The sequence below is a fragment of the Embleya sp. NPDC005971 genome (genome assembly GCF_040629175.1).
Taxonomy (GTDB): domain Bacteria; phylum Actinomycetota; class Actinomycetes; order Streptomycetales; family Streptomycetaceae; genus Embleya.
The window spans coordinates 1-18,093 of record NZ_JBEXUX010000117.1; the positions used below are offsets into that span (position 1 = coordinate 1).

Annotated in this window: 17 protein-coding genes; 9 read left to right on the top strand and 8 right to left on the bottom strand. The window is 70.7% G+C overall.

The genetic code is table 11. The features are described 5' to 3' along the window. From ABZ374_RS46415 to ABZ374_RS46425, 3 genes are all read left to right on the top strand, one after another. Positions 1–288, top strand: a 288-nt coding sequence (locus ABZ374_RS46415) for a hypothetical protein (RefSeq protein ID WP_360324339.1), incomplete at its 5' end; no start/stop codon positions are given. 14 nt (positions 289–302) lie between these two features. After that, positions 303–752: an Rrf2 family transcriptional regulator gene (locus ABZ374_RS46420; protein WP_360324341.1), complete on the top strand. Its 450-nt coding sequence runs from the start codon at positions 303–305 to the stop codon at positions 750–752. A 51-nt stretch (positions 753–803) separates the two neighbouring features. After that, positions 804–2,018 (top strand): globin domain-containing protein, encoded by a 1,215-nt coding sequence (locus ABZ374_RS46425; protein ID WP_360324369.1) that lies wholly within the window; start codon positions 804–806, stop codon positions 2,016–2,018. Positions 2,019–2,279: 261 nt separating this feature from the next. Here the strand turns inward: ABZ374_RS46425 and ABZ374_RS46430 are convergent, their stop codons facing one another. After that, the gene (locus tag ABZ374_RS46430) at positions 2,280–2,750 is read right to left on the bottom strand and encodes a hypothetical protein (protein WP_360324343.1); all 471 of its coding nucleotides are present in this window, start codon (positions 2,748–2,750) and stop codon (positions 2,280–2,282) included. Between the two features lie 143 nt (positions 2,751–2,893). Between ABZ374_RS46430 and ABZ374_RS46435 the strand changes: the two genes are divergently transcribed. Then, on the top strand, positions 2,894–3,622 hold the full coding sequence (locus ABZ374_RS46435; RefSeq protein WP_360324345.1) for a hypothetical protein: 729 nt from the start codon (positions 2,894–2,896) through the stop codon (positions 3,620–3,622). A gap of 46 nt (positions 3,623–3,668) precedes the next feature. Here ABZ374_RS46435 and ABZ374_RS46440 read toward each other — a convergent pair whose 3' ends face one another. Continuing rightward, positions 3,669–3,878: a hypothetical protein gene (locus tag ABZ374_RS46440; protein ID WP_360324347.1), complete on the bottom strand. Its 210-nt coding sequence runs from the start codon at positions 3,876–3,878 to the stop codon at positions 3,669–3,671. A 3-nt stretch (positions 3,879–3,881) separates the two neighbouring features. Next, a complete protein-coding gene (locus ABZ374_RS46445) occupies positions 3,882–4,148 on the bottom strand; it encodes a hypothetical protein (protein WP_360324349.1) in 267 nt (88 codons plus the stop codon). Positions 4,149–4,414: 266 nt separating this feature from the next. On the opposite strand from ABZ374_RS46445, the gene ABZ374_RS46450 reads away from it, so the two are divergent. Both ABZ374_RS46450 and ABZ374_RS46455 read left to right on the top strand, forming a co-directional pair. After that, the gene (locus ABZ374_RS46450) at positions 4,415–5,188 is read left to right on the top strand and encodes a class III extradiol ring-cleavage dioxygenase (protein WP_360324351.1); all 774 of its coding nucleotides are present in this window, start codon (positions 4,415–4,417) and stop codon (positions 5,186–5,188) included. Between the two features lie 78 nt (positions 5,189–5,266). Further along, positions 5,267–6,202 (top strand): NADP-dependent oxidoreductase, encoded by a 936-nt coding sequence (locus ABZ374_RS46455; protein WP_360324353.1) that lies wholly within the window; start codon positions 5,267–5,269, stop codon positions 6,200–6,202. 619 nt (positions 6,203–6,821) lie between these two features. Here ABZ374_RS46455 and ABZ374_RS46460 read toward each other — a convergent pair. Then, positions 6,822–7,268 (bottom strand): cupin domain-containing protein, encoded by a 447-nt coding sequence (locus tag ABZ374_RS46460; protein ID WP_360324354.1) that lies wholly within the window; start codon positions 7,266–7,268, stop codon positions 6,822–6,824. Positions 7,269–7,962: 694 nt separating this feature from the next. After that, entirely contained in the window at positions 7,963–8,364 is a 402-nt protein-coding gene (locus tag ABZ374_RS46465) for a MerR family transcriptional regulator (RefSeq protein WP_360324356.1), read from the bottom strand. A gap of 372 nt (positions 8,365–8,736) precedes the next feature. Here ABZ374_RS46465 and ABZ374_RS46470 point away from each other — a divergent pair, with 372 nt between their 5' ends. Together ABZ374_RS46470 and ABZ374_RS46475 are read left to right on the top strand one after the other, a co-directional pair. Then, a complete protein-coding gene (locus ABZ374_RS46470; protein ID WP_360324358.1) occupies positions 8,737–10,236 on the top strand; it encodes a SulP family inorganic anion transporter in 1,500 nt (499 codons plus the stop codon). A gap of 1,007 nt (positions 10,237–11,243) precedes the next feature. Then, a complete protein-coding gene (locus ABZ374_RS46475; protein WP_360324360.1) occupies positions 11,244–13,001 on the top strand; it encodes an aromatic amino acid ammonia-lyase in 1,758 nt (585 codons plus the stop codon). Between the two features lie 78 nt (positions 13,002–13,079). Here ABZ374_RS46475 and ABZ374_RS46480 read toward each other — a convergent pair whose 3' ends face one another. The 3 genes from ABZ374_RS46480 to ABZ374_RS46490 form a co-directional block, all read right to left on the bottom strand. Then, positions 13,080–13,847 (bottom strand): hypothetical protein, encoded by a 768-nt coding sequence (locus tag ABZ374_RS46480; protein ID WP_360324362.1) that lies wholly within the window; start codon positions 13,845–13,847, stop codon positions 13,080–13,082. Between the two features lie 526 nt (positions 13,848–14,373). Next, positions 14,374–15,462: a Zn-dependent alcohol dehydrogenase gene (locus ABZ374_RS46485; RefSeq protein WP_360324364.1), complete on the bottom strand. Its 1,089-nt coding sequence runs from the start codon at positions 15,460–15,462 to the stop codon at positions 14,374–14,376. Between the two features lie 340 nt (positions 15,463–15,802). Next, positions 15,803–17,257, bottom strand: coding sequence for an aldehyde dehydrogenase family protein (locus tag ABZ374_RS46490; RefSeq protein ID WP_360324366.1), 1,455 nt, complete (start codon positions 17,255–17,257; stop codon positions 15,803–15,805). Positions 17,258–17,376: 119 nt separating this feature from the next. On the opposite strand from ABZ374_RS46490, the gene ABZ374_RS46495 reads away from it, so the two are divergent. Then, positions 17,377–18,093, top strand: a 717-nt coding sequence (locus tag ABZ374_RS46495) for a hypothetical protein (RefSeq protein ID WP_360324367.1), incomplete at its 3' end; no start/stop codon positions are given.

An 18,093-nucleotide genomic window follows, 5' to 3' on the forward strand; every position in this document is an offset into this window, starting at 1 on the left:
CTGGCTAAGAAGTACGAAGCACTCGGCGTGCCTGTTTCAGCAGGTCAGGGTGCCGGCCGCTTTCCGGCCGACGGCCCGACGTTCGACGGGAAGGAATGGAGTCGGATCGGGTCGGATCGGGACGAAGTCCCCCACGGCTACGACGACTCCCTCGAATCGAAGCGTGGCGAAGCCCTGGGCGAGGCTCTGCTCTTCGTGCTTCCCGAACCGGCCCGGCCCGCTCCGGTGTGGCGTCGGGTCGGGGTGGGCCAGGAGTCGTGGTTAATTTGCATTTGGGATGCGTATTAAATAGCGTGCCTCTCATGCGATTGGCCATGTTCACGGATGTGGCGCTGCGGGTGTTGATGTGTCTCGCGGCGGCTCGGGACGACTTGCTGACCACCCGTCGGGTGGCGGAGGTCATCGGCGTTCCGTACACCCACACGGCCAAGGCCGTTGCGCGTCTCCAGCACCTCGGGCTGGTCGAGGCCCGCCGCGGGCGTGGCGGAGGCCTGAGCCTGGGGGCGGGTGCGCCGGCGGCGTCCATGGGGGCGCTGGTCCGCGAACTCGAGGGGGCCGGCGATGTCGTGGCCTGTGAGGGCGACGTGCCGTGCCCGCTGGTCGCGAACTGCCGGCTGCGTGGCGTGCTTCGCCGCGCGCAGGAGGCGTTCTACGCGTCACTCGACCCGATCACCCTCGCCGACCTGGTCGCCTCGCCGTCCGGCCCGACGCTCATCGGCATGATCGGCCGCGCGCCCACCGGGACCGGCTGATCTTTTCTCGGCTTTCCGTGTCTCTCGTCATCGCCGCCCTTTAATGCGCATCTGAGATACCAATTAGGAGTCGCAATGTTGTCCGCCCAGACCACACGGACGGTTCGCGCCACGCTCCCGGCGGTAGGCGCCGCGATCGGCGACATCGCCGACCTGTTCTACAAGAAGATGTTCGCGGCCCACCCCGAGTTGCTGCGCGACCTGTTCAATCGCGGCAACCAGGCGGACGGTTCGCAACGGCAGGCGCTGGCCGGTTCGATCGCCGCGTTCGCGACCGCGCTCGTCGAGCACCCGGACGTTCGTCCGGACGCCATGCTGGCCCGGATCGCGCACAAGCACGCGTCGCTCGGCATCACCCGCGACCAGTACACGATCGTGCACACCCACCTGTTCGAGGCGATCGTCGACGTGCTCGGCGAGGCGGTGACGCCCGATGTCGCCCGTGCCTGGGACGAGGTCTACTGGCTGATGGCGAACGCCCTGATCGCGATCGAGGAACGGTTGTACGCCGAAGCGGGCGCCGTGGACGGGAGTACCTGGCGTACCTGGGAGATCGTGGAACGCGTCCAGGAGACCGCCGATGTCGCGACGTTCCGGCTGAGCCCGTGCGCCGGTGACGAGGTGCCGGGGTTTCGGCCGGGGCAGTACGTCTCGGTTCAGGTCGAACTCCCGGACGGAGCACGGCAGATACGGCAGTACAGCCTGTCCGCAGCGCCCGCCGAGACGTTGTCGATCACGGTCAAGCGGGTACACGGTGTGCCCGAAGGCGAGGTCTCCAACCACTTGCACGCGCACGGGCACGTGGGGTCGCGACTGACCCTGTCCGCCCCCTACGGCGACGTACCGCCGGTCGATGACGCCGCGCCCCTGTTGCTGATTTCCGCCGGCATCGGCTGCACTCCGATCGTGGCGATGCTGGACCACCTCGTGCGCGTCGACCACGCCGGTCCCGTCACCGTCCTGCACGCCGACCGGTCCCCGGCCGAACACGCGCTGCGGGCCCGACACACCCGACTCGCCGACGAACTGGCCCCGGGAGCAGTGCACTTCTGGTACGAGTCGGCGGGGGCCGAGGACGTGCCCGCGACCCGTCGGGGCCGCATGGAACTGACCGACATCACGATCCCGACCGGCGCCCGCGCCTACCTGTGCGGCCCGTTGCCCTTCATGCGCGGAGTGCGTGCCCGGCTGATCGAACTCGGCGTGCGCCCCGCCGACATCCACTACGAGGTGTTCGGCCCCGACCTGTGGCTGGGCGGCGAGTAGCAGCGAACGCGCCGACGTACGGGCGACCGAACCGACTTCGGTCGCCCGACGGCCACCATCGGCGCACACGCTCCGTGCCACATCCGCCAATTGCCGGGGCCGACCACGCCGGCCCCGGCCGCCCGGGGGTTGCGTTCACTCGTCGACGCCGCGGCGATCACCGAATCCGAAGTTCGAACCACCGCCGACACCGGCCCGGCCCTCTTCCTCGCAACCGAGGTATCCGCCCGGCCCGTTCCGGCGCAGGGCCGCTGTCAGGTCTCAAGACATCGAGTCGTTGTCTCGGCGAACCGGGTCGATCGGGCTTCCGTCTCGTTCCTGTGTGGCAGGGGTCGTACGGCGACCTCGGTTGCGGTTCCCGAACGGGCGGGCGTCGTGGATGGCCATGAATTCCGCGATGAGGGCTGTCTCGACCGTGGCGGGATCCCGGTCGGGAGTCTCCTGCCAGGCCACCAAGAGGGCGTCCGCATCCGCGAGTTGCCACACGTACCGGCCACCCCGGTGGCCGACGGGCTTGCCCGCGCCGAACCGGCGGAACTCGTCCAACCGTTTGCGCAAGCCCCGCCGCCCGTTGGCGCCCACCGACGCCTTGCCGACGTAGACCACCTCGGCGCCGTTCACCCAGGCCTCCCGCAACGTCGCCACGTCCACCGACGGGTCTCGGCCCTTGAAGTGTCCGGCGGGACTGACGGCAAGGAATCCGGGCACCCCGCTTTCGACGCGCAGTACCACGTAGACGCCGTCTGTCGGCGGTACACCGCTCCCCGGCAAAGCCTCGAACCGAATCGCCCCTCGGCACGGTCGACGTGGTCGCAGGCGGCGGTGAGAGCAACGAGGACGGCATCCCCGCCCGTGAGGCCAGACTCCTCCGGCCCGTGGACATCGTCATCGACCCCCGCACGCACTCCTTCTACATTGCCGATTTGCTCGGCGAACGCGTACGGCTGGTCGACGACAAGGGAAACATCCACACCGTCGCCGACGGCAAGGCGCTCTACCCCGGCATCGACAACCGGCCGTTGCCGTGCGCTCTGGCCTTGGACGACGCCTCCGGCACGCTCTACACCCTCGCCACCGCAGACGACGGAGCAGGCTTCGTCAACGATTTGTGGAAGACCACGCCAGACGGCGTCACCAGGATCGCGCACCTGCGCGACGTTGCACCCTCGAACTGTGCCGGGAACAACACCGTGGTGAACGGCATCGCGGCGGCGGGCAGGGGCGACGTCTGGCTCAGTTATCCGGAGTGCGGAGTCGTGCGCAGGATCACCACCGGCGGCACCGTCCGCGCCTGGACCGTGGCCGGTGCGGGCGCGGACACCAAGGAGACCACCCGGGCATTCCATGCCGCACTGAACCGACCCGCCGCCTTGGCCACGGACTACGCGGGGAACCTCTACATCGTGGAGGGCGACGCACGCCGAATCCGCAAGGTCGGTTCCGACGGCATGATCACCACCGTCGTACCGGCTGATCCCGGCGTTGCGGACTTGGGGAGGATTGCCGTGAACGGCAACGGAACCCTTCTCTATGCCAACGGCGTTCGCAGGACCGGCGAGGATGAAGGGGCCTTCGCGACATTCGGCTTCGTACTTCCGCACTGATGTGAGTGAGGGTGTGTCGGCCGGGGCCGCTCCTCGGGGCGGGGTTTCACCACTGTTCGGGGGAGCGGACGGTGGTGAGCTCGTCGGGGTTGCGGACGACGTCGACGGATGTGATGCGGTGCGCGTCGACGGTGAGGGCCGGTACCGACAGCACGTCCTGCGGATCGCGGACGACCAGCCGGGGGGCTCCGTTGACGAACGCCGGGCGCAGGCGCAGGTGTTGCCCGGCGGTGAAGCCGAGCAGTAGTCGGGCCACCTGCTACGGCATGTTCGGGGTGGAGCCGGGGCCGATCGAGGCGTTCGTCCCGGTGATGATCTTCGCGGTGGTCTTCGGGCTGTCGCTGAGCCGCATCGTGGCCTTGTCGGCCGCGGACAGCCGGGCCGGCACGCCGTACTCGAAGTTGGAGATGCCCGCGTCCCGCTGGAGTTGGCGGTCGAGGGCCGCGGGGAGGGCGACGACGACCGTGTGCAGCGCCTGCCACAGGTCCTGCTGGTCGTCGTCGAGCCAGGGCGACTGGGTGTCCATGAGCCCCATCCTACTTGCCCGGGCAACTCGCATTGACTTGCCTGGGCAAGTCTTGATGCGCTAGCTTTCAACTTGCCCAGGCAAGTGAAATAACTTGCCGAGGCAAGTCAAGTGAGGAGCTGATCGCGACGACTGCCACGACCACGACCACCACGAACAGCCCGGCCTCCCCGAACGGCCCGACGTCTCCCGTCCCCGCGAGTGGGCCGGCCGGGGCGTACGACGACCTTCTTGCCCGGGTTCTGCCACAGGCGCGCGAGCAGCGGGTGTGGGAGCCGTCGGACGGGCCGCTGCCCAGCCTGTTCGTCAGCCACGGGGCGCCGTTCACCCTCGACGATCCGCAGTGGCTCGGCGACCTCTTCGACTGGGGCCGGTCGATGCCCAAGCCCCGGGCGGTCGTCGTGGTCTCGGCCCATTGGGAACGGGCACCGGTCGCGATATCCGGGGCTGCGGCCGGCACCCCGCTGTACTACGACTTCAGCGGATTCCACCCCCGCTACAAAACTCTTCCCTACGCGACCCCGGACGCCGGCGACCTCGCCCGGCGGCTCACGGGCCTGCTGGGCCGGACGCCGGTGCACGAGTTCGCCGACCGCGGCCTCGACCACGGCGCGTTCATCCCGCTCATGGCCATGTACCCGGCGGCCGACGTCCCGGTCGTGCAGGTGTCGATGCCCGGCCTCGACCCCGGCGCCCTGCTCGAACTCGGGGCACGGTTGCGGCCGTTGCGTGACGAAGGCGTCCTGGTACTCGGCTCGGGCTTCATGACGCACAGCCTCGCGGTCTTCCGGCGGCCGGAACTCGCGGCCGACACCGCGGCCTTCGACGCGTGGGCCGCCGACGCCCTCGCCTGGGGCGACGTCGACGCGCTCGTCGATTACCGCAACAAGGCTCCCGGTGCCGCGGTTGCCCATCCGACGGCCGAGCACTTCGTCCCGCTGCTGTTCACCGTCGGCGCCGCCGACGATCCCGGCAGCGCGGTGAGCGCCGTCGACCGCATGGTGATGGGCAACTCGACCCGGTCCGTGCAGCTCACCTGAGCGCCTCGACGCGCTCCACCGTCCCCCCGATCGCCGCACCCGCGGCGACGACATCGACACACCCAGGAGGAAAGTGCCATGAAGGCAATACGTTTCCACGAGTTCGGCAGCAGCGAGGTCCTGCGCCACGAGGACGTCGAGCGTCCGGTCCCCGGCGCCGGGCAGGTGCTGGTGCGGGTGGCGGCCACCTCGTTCAACCCGGTCGACGACCACATCCGCGCCGGCGCCCTGGCCGACATGCTCCCGATCACCCTCCCGTACGTGCCCGGGATCGACCTGGCGGGCACCGTCGCCGAACTCGGCGCGGACGTGAGGGGCCCGAAGGTCGGCGACCCGGTCGTGGCGATGCTGCCCCTCGACTCCGGGGGCGGCGCCGCCGAGTACGTGCTCGCCCCGGCAGAGTCCCTGGCCCCCGCGCCTCGGACGATCGAGCTGGTCGACGCCGCAGCGCTGCCGCTGACCGGTCTGGCCGCCTGGCAGACGGCGTTCGAACTCGCCGAGCTGAAGCCCGGGCAGAGCGTCCTGGTCAACGGCGCGGGCGGCGCCGTGGGCGGCCTCGTGGTGCAACTCGCCGTCGACGCCGGGGCACACGTGACCGCGGTGGACACACCACGGCACGCCGACCGCCTGCGGGGCTACGGCGCCCACCGGGTCGTCGACCCCCTCGACCTCGCCGCCGGCCCGGCCGCCGTCGGCGGCCCGTTCGACGCCGTGATCAACCACGTACGCGTCTCCCCGGAAGAACTCGCGCAGCTCACGAACTACGTCGCCGACGGCGGGATCGCCGCCGGCACGGCCGGCCCGATCCCCGACGATCCCGCCCGGGGCGTGCGCACCGCGAGTTTGTGGGTCCGCAGCGACGGAGCCCAACTCGCCGAGCTGGTCGCCAAGGTGGACGCCGGCAAGCTCCGACTCCACGTCGCCGCGCACCGCCCGGCGACCGAACTGGCCGCCGTGCACGAGGACGCCGGCGCCGGCCGGCTGCCCGGCAAGACGGTCGTACTCGCACCCTGACCACACCCTGGCGGGGCCACCGGCCGTTCGTTCTCCCGCTGTGGTTTCACGGCGGCGGCGCTCATCACCACGGCCGCGCCCGCCTCGTGAGCAGCGGCGTCGAAGGCGCCGGGCGACGCGCTCGGATGCGACACCGGGCTGCGATGCGGGGCCGGGCCGGGAGCGCCGTCCTGAACGGCTGTGGCGGCCATATCTCCCACGGAGACCCCGACTTCAACGACGCCGGTCACCGTGTCGCCGACGCCGAGGTCTTCGGTGACGTGGCACGACCCGCGGCTCGGGGAAGTGGATGTCCTCGTTTCCCTGTGCGGCAAGTCGGATGAGGGGAAGGAGGGTTGCGTGGACGGTCCCGTCACGGCCGCTCGACGGGACATGATCCGCGCAACCCTCTGCGGTTTCCCGGGATACGCAACTCTTCCACGAGAGTCCCCGGCAGGTCCGCGGGGCCTATACGCAGGGCGAGTTCCAAGAATGCGGATTCTCCATCCCGTCGGCCGTTCCCCGCGCGCGCAGGGGAGTGGGTGCGGACCTGTGACCCGCCTGTGTGGCCGCCGTTGTCGGTGTCGCGGACTTTCGGCACGGGGGCCGGCGAACCCCGCGCTCGCCGGCCCGTCTTCCGTCAGTGCGCGGGTGTGTCTTCGAGCCGGTACAGCTCCGGGACGGAGATCTTGATCGGCTCCTGAGTGGTCCGGGCGATCACGACGACGACCGGCTCGTTCGGGTCGGGGTTCTCCTCGCGGTGGGGGACGAACGGCGGTACGTGGAGGAAGTCGCCGGGGCCGGCTTCGATGCGTACCTCCTTGGTGCCGTCGTGGTAGAAGTACAAAGGGTTCCCGCTGACCACGTAGACGCCCGCCTCGGAATCGCCGTGGTGGTGGTTGTCCGTCGCGCTGGACGGCGGATTGACCACCAGGCCCATCCAGAGCTTCCTCGAACCGACCGTGGCGCCGCTGATGACGGCCGCGGGCCCCTGCGCCTCGCCGGCGCGGATGTGGCGAAGCCGGTCCCCTCTTGGCGTTTCGCCGTCGTTCCCGCGTGCACCGTCGATGTCTATCGGGTTGCTCATCGCAAGCCTCCTGGTGGTTTGGAACGGCCGAACGGCCGTGCTTCAGACTGCGACCTCCCATCGGAAATGGCAAGAATCTTTGCTGTATCGGCAACGAGTGCGCGTCGGGCCGGTCGGTGTTTCCGATCCGGCTCCGCCCCGTTGTGCGGCGCCCGGGCGTACGCCGCGGCGCCGGTTGCCGACGGTGTGGAGCCCAAGGGATGCGGCCGCCCTTGGCGGTGAGCAGGGTGTCGCGTTCGCCGAGTGGCCGACGAGTTCGCGTTCGACTCGGCGGGCCGGGGGGAAGGCGACCTGGATCGCCGTGTCCGTACCGCAAGTCGTCGATGAACTCACAGCGGACGGCGACTTCCTGACGGATCGTCAGGGAGCGGGGCATGCTCCTGGGCGTGGGCGAGGGCGTCGATGGCAGCCCCCAGGGCCGTTATGACGTGGGCGCCGGCACCTGCGGCCTCGGGGGCCCCGCATGGGCGATGCCGCGCAGGGTGGGGTCGACGACTTGCGGTTTTCGCCGCACCGGGACGGCCCGGAACCCGTATCGCCGGGCTCCGGGCCGAGCTGCCGTTCACGCCGATCGGCGCGACGGATACCTCCCCTGTCGGCCGGAACCCCGGTGTGGTCGCCGCCGCGCCCGCTCTGTGGCGAGCGCCCCGGGTTCGGGGGCGGGTCGATCCGTACAGGGAGGGGTGATCCGGTGTCAGCGGGGCGGTGCGGGTGCGGTGTGCTCGCGCAGTGTGGCAGCGAACTCCCTGGCGCGGTCGAGCTGTACGCGCAGCGCCTCGCAGCGCTGCAGCGTCGTCTCCTCGAATCCGCGCACCACCGCGATCAAAGCGGCCCGTTCGGGTGCGTCGGTGGCGGGGTCGTCGAGCCGATCGGTGGCCGCGAGCAGGTCGCGCATCTCCTCCAGCGAGAACCCGAGCGGTTTCATCCGGCGGATCAGCATCAACCGGGCCACGTCCGGTTCGGTGTACAGGCGGAAACCGCCCTGCGAACGCGCGGAGGGCACCACGAGGCCGACCTCCTCGTAGTGCCGAATCGTCCGCAACGACAACTCGGTGCGCTCGGCCACCTCGCCGATCTGCATGTGCGCCTGGTCCACGTGCGTCCTTCCGCCCTGAAGTCCGCAGCGAAGCCCCGGACGTGATCTTTACCGTAACGTTAGGGTAGGGTCGGTGGTCGACGGGGCCGATGGGTCCTGTGTCCGAACGACACCACGGCCAGGCATTCCGCGCCCGCCCCGGTCCCAGGAGGGGGCGCGATGACATCGCCCGGCCCTGCCTCCTGCCCACCGTGATCCCGGCCCCTCGCTGACGCGGCGCCCTCCGGCTGCCGCTCGCCCTCGGCCGGTCACCCCACCACTTCCACCCGCGCCGCCCCGGTGAGCCGCGGCTCCCGACGGTGTCGCGGCACGCACGCGATCCCGCTCCCGCGACGCGGTGACCGGCACGCCCGACACACCGAAGGTCCCGCCTTGTCCGATCCCGCCCCGTCCTCCGCCCGCCTGCGCATCGGGCGGCCCGCCTGGTTGTCGTCCCCGAAGGTCGCCCGCGTCGAGATCCTCGCCGGGCTGGTGGTCGCGCTCGCGCTGATTCCCGAGGCGATCTCGTTCTCCATCATCGCCGGCGTCGACCCCTCCGTCGGCCTCTTCGCGTCCTTCACCATGGCCGTCACCATCTCGATCGTCGGCGGGCGTCCGGCGATGATCTCCGCCGCCACCGGTGCCGTCGCGCTGGTCATCGCCCCCCTCAGCCACGATCGCGGACTCGGCTACCTCGTCGCCGCCGTCGTCCTGGGTGGCGTCTTCCAGATCCTGCTCGGGGTGCTGGGCGTGGCCAAGCTGATGCGGTTCGTGCCCCGTTCGGTGATGGTCGGGTTCGTCAACGCCCTCGCCATCCTGGTCTTCCTCGCGCAGGTGCCCCAACTCCACGACGTGCCCTGGGCCGTCTACCCCCTGCTGGGCGCCGCGCTGCTGATCATGGTGTTCCTCCCGCGCCTGACCAAGGTCGTCCCCGCACCGCTGGTGTCCATCGTCGCGCTCACCGCCCTCACCCTCGGCGCCGGCATCGCGGTGCCCGACGTCGGCGGCGAAGGCAGGCTCCCCTCCTCGTTCCCCACCCCCGGCATCCCGGACGTGCCCTACAACACGGACACGCTCACCACGATCGCCCCCTACGCGCTCGCCCTCGCGCTGGTCGGGTTGATGGAGTCGTTGATGACGGTCAAGCTCGTCGACGACATCACCGACACCCGCTCGAACAAGACCCGCGAGTCGATCGGCCAGGGCGTCGCGAACATCGTCACCGGGTTCTTCGGCGGCATGGGCGGCTGCGCGGTGATCGGGCAGACCATGATCAACGTCAAGAACGGCGCCCGCACCCGGCTGTCCACGTTCCTGGCCGGTGTGTTCCTGATGGTCCTGTGCGTCGTCTTCGGATCCGTGGTCTCCGACATCCCCATGGCCGTCCTGGTCGCCGTCATGATCATGGTCTCGGTCGGTGCGTTCGACTGGCACTCCATCGCGCCCGCGACGCTCAAACGTATGCCGATCGGCGAGACCACGGTCATGGTCGTCACCGTCGTGATCGTCGTGGCCACCGGCAACCTCGCCGTCGGTGTGGTCGTCGGCTCGATCACCGCGATGATCATCTTCGCCCGACGCGTCGCCCACCTCGCCGATGTCAACGCCGTGGTCGACCCCGACGGCGACAGCGTGGTCTACCACGTCACCGGCGAGATGTTCTTCGCCTCCAGCAACGACCTCGTCTACCGGTTCGACTACCCCAACGACCCCGACCACGTGATCATCGACCTGACGGACGCGCACATCTGGGACGCCTCCACGGTCGCCACCCTGGATGCCATCACCACCAAATACGCCCGCTTCGGCAAAACCGTCGAGATCACCGGACTCGACGAACACTCCGCCGCCATACACGGCAACCTCACCGGCGAACTCTCCCGCGGCCATTGACCGACCGCGTCCGCCGCCCGCGCCGACGGCGATGTCGAGGGCGGCGAACCACGCGCGTTCAGGCCCCGGCCGGCGGCAGCCGGTACCGGCCGGGCCCGGTCCGGCAAGTCCGGGCCATGGCCGGGAAGTACGTGCGATCCGAACCTCGGACGCCGTTCGTGTGGCGCCCCGTCACTTGAGGAGGAGGCGGCAATCGCGTTCGGCGAGGTTCAGGCGGGTCAGGGGCGCGCCGATGTCGGACGCGAGCCCCCCGGGGTCGAAGGCCGCCGCAAGGGTGGCCGGGTCGCGGAGTGCACCGCGGCGCGTCGATCGCGGTACACCTGTGTGTCCCCGCGGACGGCGTCGGCGACCTCGGCCCAGGCAGCCGCCCAGGTCGCGTCCGTCGACCGGACGCGCGCGAGATCGCGCGTCGTGTGCTCGAACTCCCGGACGGCCCGGTCCAACGCGGCGGTGGCGTCCGCCGCCGGGAGCCCCTTCCCGCGCACGGCGACCAAGGCTTCGAGAATTGCCCGCCGGTCCTTGGCGAGTCCGGATTCGCGTTCCCTCGGGAGACGACCTCGCCGCATATCGCGGCCGCTCGTCCCGTGAACTCGGCGCGGTCCCCGATGCGGTCCGGGCCGGACGAGCCCCCGCCCGAACACCCCAGGAGACTCACGGCTGCCAAGGTGCCGCAGCCCGACGCGTGCCTCGACGGCTCGTCGCCTCCTCTTTCATCCCGACCTTTTCCTCCGTTTCCGCGCCAGGGAGCGGCTCGTCGGATGTCGAGCGTGACAGGACGGATGGGCACCGTCATCCCCCGCATCCGGCCACCGGACGTACCCGATCCGCTCCGGAATCCGGCAACGCCGCGGCGGGGGGGAGCGGTTCGGAGGGTTTGCGATGCCGGCGCCCCGCCCACCGACGGAGCAAAGGCGGATCACTCGATTACCCCTTTGATCCTATTAAGGGCGGAGGTGTTGATCATGAACGTATCGGTGCGAAGACGCATCGTTCGTGGAGCGGTCGCGATGCTGGCCGTGGGAGCCCTGGTCGGGCCCGCGGGTCCCCCGGCCGCCGTCGGCCAGGCGGCGTCGGCGAGGCTCGCCGACCGGGCCGTCGCAGCGGAGCGGGCGGTCGTCCTGGACGGGAACTCCCTGGAGCCGGAGTTGATCCGAGCGGTGCTGCGCGGGGAACCCATGCGGGTCGAACTGTCCCCGCAGGCCAAGGGGAACCTCGACTCCGTGCGCAAGGGCGCGGAGGAGTACCTGAAGAACAAGAGTCATCGCGTCTACGGGTGGAACCAGGCACTGGGACCTCTGAAGGGAGAGCCTCTCACCCCGGAGCAACAGCTCAAGTTCCAGGTGAACGTGCTGCGTTCGCACGCATCGGGCGTGGGAGCGGACGTTCCGGAGCGGGTGACCCGGCTCGCCCTGCTGTTGCGGGCGAACACGATGGCCCGAGGTCACATGGGCGTGCGTTCGGGGTTCGTGCAACGCACCCTCGACTTCCTCAATGCCGGAGTGACTCCCGTGCTTCCCCAGATCGGTCCGCTGGGGACCGGGGATCTTCAGCCCATGGCGCAGGCGGGCCTGGTCCTCACGGGAGACGAACAGGCCAAGGACGCCCGTACCTGGTTCCGAGGACAGACGACCACGGCGGCCCGGGCGGTCGAATCGGCGAAGCTGCCTGCGGCCTTCGCGCTGGAGCAGGGCGAGGCCCTTCCCCTGATCAGCGGAAACAGCGTGCTCACCGCCCGATACGCCCACGCCGTCGCCCGTTCGGCCGCGCTGCTGGATCAGACGGAACAGGCATTCGCCCTGTTCATGGAGGCGATCCGGGCCGAGCAGGGTTCTCTGGACTCGCGTACGCACGAGGAGCGAAAGTTTCCCGAGCAGGCCGAAGTGGCCGACCGGGTCCGGACGTTGACCTCGGGCAGCCAGTGGATGACCGAGCCGGGCCGCAAGGCGTTCGAGGATCACCCGGAGACCCTCGGCGGATATTCGCCGCGGGTCCAGGACGCCGTTTCGGTGCGGGCCGCGCCCCAGATCATCGGGACCGCCCGGCGCACCGTGGACGAGGCGTGGCGGATCGTCGCCGACGAGGCCAACGCGTCCACGTCGAACCCGCTGATCTTCTGCAAGGACTCCTGTGAGTTCGTCATGGGCGGCAACTGGGACGCGGCGCGCATCGGCCACGCCGTCGACACCCTGAACGCACAGATGACGGATGTGGCGTTGTTGTTGCACGCGTTGGGCGAACGGTTGATGAGCAAGGAGTGGAGCTACGGGCTGACCCCCAGTCTCGTCGGGGTGTGGGGCAAGAACGACAAGGCGGGGCTCAACTCCGGCATGGTGCAGGTCCAGACGGTCTCCGCGGCCGTCGTTCCCGAGATGCAGGTCCACGCGGCCCCGGCCGGAGTGCTCAGTCGGCCGGTCAAGTTCGGGCAGGAGGATCACAACACCATGGCCGTGGCGTCGGTCCGGCACCTGCACGAGAACCTGGACGGATTCGAGAAGATCCTCGGCGTCACGTGGCTCATGACCGCCCAAGGGGTCGACATCGTCGGCAACATCGGGCCCGAGGAGGGCGGTGACGCCTTCATGAAGGGCCTCCCGATGGCCAAGGGCACCGAGGCCGTCCAGCAAAGGATCCGGCAGGTGGTGCCCATGCTGAAGGAAGACCGTTGGATGGCCCCGGAACTCGACACGATGATCACCTGGGTCCACACCGAGACCGACCCCGCGACCGGGACGGGCGGCGCTTCGGGGCGGCGGTCGACCGGGTGACATGACGGTCGCGGGTGTCCTCGACACATCGGTCGACGACACCCGCGAGCGGCAGCAGCGGCTGGCGGCGGGGGTGGGTCAGGGGCCGACGCGTTGCACCGTGATCACGTACTGGTCGACCGCGCCCTCCCACTTGGCCACCAGCGCGCCGTCCTCGTTCCCGGCCTCGCGCATGTCGTGGGGGCAGAGGGCCAGGTCGTGGGAGTCGGGGTCGCAGAAGGCGCGCAGGTGCGCCCGGATTCCGGCGTGCTCCACGGCCGCGATCGCCGCCTCCACCTCCGTGCCGCCCTCCGCGCACCGCACCAGCGTGTCGGGGCCCTCGCCGATACCGGTGGCCACGCGGAGGGCGTCCGGCAGCGTGCCGTCCGACACGATCGCGGCCATCACCAGGGACCAGGTCCCCTCCGGCAGATCGGCGGACGTGAGGTCGACGCCATGGCGTGCCGTCGACCGCGCCAGATCGGCACCCCGGACGATGGGCAGGTCGTCGGGACCGCTCAATGACACGGACGACAGATCCTCCGCGAACGCGGCCGGGAACGCGGCCGGTGTATCGATCTCGAAGAGGGAGCGGCTCGCGTCGAACCGCGGTTCCGGGTAGCCGATTTCGTCGAGCAGCAGCAGGTTCTCGTTCGATACCGACGTCCGGCCCGTCAACGCGGCGGGCTCAAGCCACTCGGGGTCCCGGTAGGACTCGGTCTCGTGGAGCCGGTTGCCGCTGTAGTAGGCCGCGTATCGCGCATCGGGCGCGAAGTCCGCGAGCGGCCGGCCCACCAGGACGCCGAGGGCCTGCGTCAGGGACGACCGCCAGTCGTCGTCGGCGGTGTGGGCGGGAAGGTCGGACATGCTTCACGACATTTCCTGGGTCGAGGTCCACGGGCTCCGGAACGCCACGACGCCGACGGCGTCCAGGGTCCGAAGGAGACGATCGCCACCACCGTAGGAACGCCCTCCGACAACGCCCTGCGGCATCCCGCGCCGTCCCCCGGCGAGCCGTGCCCGGGCGAAGCCCCAGTCGGGGAATCGGATGCGGACCGGGCGCGGGCCTGCAACGACGCCAACCGGTCGGGCAGTTCGTCCTCCCGGCCCCGCCCTTGGAGGTCTGCCGACAGCGCAACGTGGCTCGCCCGGCCCGAGTGCGGGCCCACTTCGACCACGGCCCGCAGTATCGGGCCATGTGTGAGCAACCGGGCGGCTTTGGTTGGTGGTTGCACACCACGGCCCGGACGGCGGAGGAGCCGGCCGACCCGATCGCCGCCCACGCCCGTCATCGGGCCATGCCATGAGCAGGCGGCGACCTCGCCCGATCGGCGTGCCCGGGACGGGGACGTCCCGGGCGTAGCGCTCTTGGCTGCGCGGGCGGGGCTCGGGATCAGAAGGTCACGACCGAGCGGGCCACTTCGCCTCTGCGCAGTGCGTCGTACGCGTCGTTGACCTCGGTCAGTGGGATCCGACGGCTGATCAACTCGTCGATGCGCAGCCGACCCTGGAGGTAGAGATCGACGTAGCGCGGCATGTCGGTGGTGAACGTGTTGGATCCCATGTGTACGCCGCGTACGGTCTTGCCCTGGCCCCAGAGGGCGTAGCCCGGCACGTTCACGGTCGCGGTCATCGGGGTGACCCCGACCACGTACGCCGTCCCGCCCGGCGACGTCATCGCCACGGCTTGGCCGATGGTGGCCTCCAGGCCGATCGCCTCGAAGGCGTGGTCGACGCCGAACCCCGCCGTCAGCGCGAGGACTTCGGCCACCGCGTCGTATGACGCCGCGTCGATCGTGTCGGTCGCGCCGAGCGCGCGGGCGAGTTCACGCTTGGCCGGTTGCAGGTCGATCGCGATCACCCGCCCCGCGCCGCGCAGACGCGCACCCTGGACGATGTTGAGGCCGATGCCGCCGCAGCCGAGCACCGCGACGGTTTCGCCGGCCCGGATGTCGGCGCTGCGCCAGGCGGCGCCGACACCGGTGGTCACCGCGCAGCCGATCACCGCGGCCACGTCGAGCGGCATCGCCGGGTCGATCGCGACCACCGCGTTCTGGTGCAGGAGCATCTGCTCGGCCAGCCCGCCGATCCACGAACTCGCGTTCACCGGCTGTCCGTTCCTGGACAGCCGGGGCGGACCGTCGGCGTCGCGCATGGTGGCGGCCTTGTCCGAGCACAGCCAGGTCCGGCCGCGCGCGCACTGCGGGCAGCGGCCGCAGAACACCGACAGGCACGCGACGACGTGATCGCCGGGCGCGACCCGGGTGACACCCGGGCCGACCGCGACGACCGTCCCGGACGCCTCGTGGCCGAGCACGGCCGGGCGCTGGTGGGGGATCGCGCCGTCGAGGATGTGGATGTCGGAGTGACACAGACCGCACGCCGCGGTCCGCACCAACACCTCGCCGGGACCGGGGAGATCGATCTCGATGTCGACGATGTCCAGGGTGCCGGGCTGGGTGGTCAGAATGGCCGCGCGCATGGATGCCTCTCTCGGGTCCCGAAGGCTGGATGTTTCGATATCCGACTGTCTCGATGTCCGACGGTGTCGACGGGTGAGCGGGGAATGGCTCCGTCGCCCGACACCCGCCGCCCATCGCCTGTCGCCCGTCGGCCTGTTGCGCCGAGCGCGTGGCGAGGACGTTGTACGGAACCGCGGGCGACCGCAGCGCACTTGCGCGGGTGCCGCATCGTGCGGAGGCTCGGGGCCGCGGGGGTACACGGGCATGGTGCGTGTGCACCCCCGCGTGCACCCCCGCGGCGCGGACCCGGGCGCTGCTCGACGACGTGTTCGCCGAGCAACACACCCCGCTCGCGCGTGCCTACGCCGGGCGGCTGACGCCCTTGGTCTCGGTGAACTCGCGCAGGCCCGCCAGGCCCTGTTCGCGGCCGAGGCCGCTTTCCCGGAAGCCGCCGAACGGGCCGAGCGCGCGAGCGCCGTTCACGGTCACCTGTCCCGCGCGGATCCGGCGCGCGACCGCCGCGGCGCGCTCGGGGTCGGCGCCGTGTACCGCGCCCACCAGGCCGAATCGCGAGTCGTTGGCCATCGCGACGGCCTCGTCCGGGTCGCGGTAGGGGATCACCGCGAGGACCGGACCGAAGACCTCCTCGCGCGCGATCCGCATCGTGTTGGTGATTCCGGTCAGGATGGTCGGCGCGATGTAGTGCCCGCCGCCGGGCACCTCCACCCGACCGCCGCCGTGCGCGATCACGCCGCCCTCGGCCACCGCGCCCGCGATGTCGGACAGCACCCGGTCGGCCTGGGCTCCGCTGATCAGCGGACCCATCTCGGTGGTGCTCGCGCGCGGGTCGCCCACCCGAACCGCCGCCGCCAGGGCGACCAGCCGCTCGACGATCTCCTTCTCCCGGGCGGCCGGCACGAACAGGCGGCTCTGCAACACGCAGACCTGCCCGGCGTGTCGGGTGCAGCCGTCGAACAGGGTCTGCGCGGCGAGTGTGTCGTAGGCGTCCGGGTGCAGGTCGTCGAGGTGGATCGAGGCGGACTTGCCGCCGAGTTCGAGCACGACGCGCTTGAGCGTGACGGCGGCATCGGCCGCGATCTGCTTGCCGACCACCGTACTGCCGGTGAAGCTGATCATGTCGACGTCCGGATGCCCGGTGAGCGCGCGGGCCGCGTCCAGGGACGTGGTGGTCACCACGTTGACCACGCCGGCCGGGATGCTCGTCTCGTGGTCGATGATCCAGGCCAGCGCCGGCGCCGCGAGCGGGCTGAGCGGGGACGGCTTGAGTACGACGGTGTTGCCGGCCGCGATCGCGTTGGCGACCTTGGTCAGATTCAGCGTGTGCGGGTAGTTCCACGGTGTCACGGCCGCGACCACCCCGTGCGGCTCGTGCACGAGGGTGCCCACCGCGCCGGGACCGGTCAATGCTTCCTCGGCCGGTACGAGCGCCAACTGCGCGGCGCCGGCGGCGATCGAGGCGGCGGCCATCACCTGGCCGGGGCGGTCGTTGGCGACGCCCCATTCGACCCGGGACAGGTGATCGAAGAAGTCCTGATGCCTGGTCAGACCCGCGGCGAGCTCGGCCAGGCAGGCGGACCTCTCGGCGGGCGACATGCGCGGCCAGGGCCCGCGGTCGAAGGCCGTTCGGGCGGCCCGGACGGCGCCGACCATGTCCGCGACGCCGCCGTCCGCGATCGTGGCGAGTACCGATCCGTCTCCGGGCGAGACGTCCTCGAACCGGCCGTTGCCACCGGGCGCCCAGGCTCCGTTCACGAACAGCCCGGCATCCGCCACGGTGCCGATGTCCAAGGTCATGGCCACTCCCGTCTCCTGATGGTCCGTCACCCGAGATGCGACACGTGTCGCGTCGGCGGGCAGGGCTCGGAGGCTAACGACGATCGGTCAACTTGACCAGGTCAAGGGATCTGTCGGGGATGTTCCGTGCACCACTTCCGCGCGCCACCTCACCGACCGGTCCCCCGGGCCGTTCCGGGGCCGCCGGCGCCGCACCGGGGGCGGTCGTCGCGAGCGGCGGTTCGGCCGCCCCCTACACGAAAGTCCTCACCGACGAATACACCGCCCAAGTCGATTCGGACTCGAACACCTCGATCACCGCCCCGAACCGCACGACACCGTTCAGCCTCGGCAAGCCCGGCTGCGACGCCTACTACGGCACCCACCCGTGGCCGTCTGATCCCGCCGCGCTGCGCCGGGAACGGCGGGGCGGGGTACGCGACTGCTCGTTCGCCCGAAGCGAGGCCAACCCGGGCCCGGGCGACGACCCGGCGATCACCTGGGCCGACGCCGTCATCCCGTTCGGCCGGGCGGCGTACGGCGCGCGGACGTCCCCGCCGACCGGGGTCGTGAAGCACACCAACGGATTCACCCTCGGCAGAGTGGACGGCAAGGCGCCCAACGGCACCGGCTCCGCCGGCCACCACTTCGTCCATTACGTATTCGACCCGCTCGACACGGAAGACGACGCCAAGGCGATCCGGTTCATCACTTGGGCCAAGGCTCCGCAGCGGCAATACACCTGGCAGTTCTCCGGCTTCGCCGGCCGATCCCGCATCCGCGCGTGCGCCGCGCCGGCATCTGATGGCGGCGGTCCGCCGAGGTTACGGCCCGTCGCCTTTGTTGAGCGCGTTGCG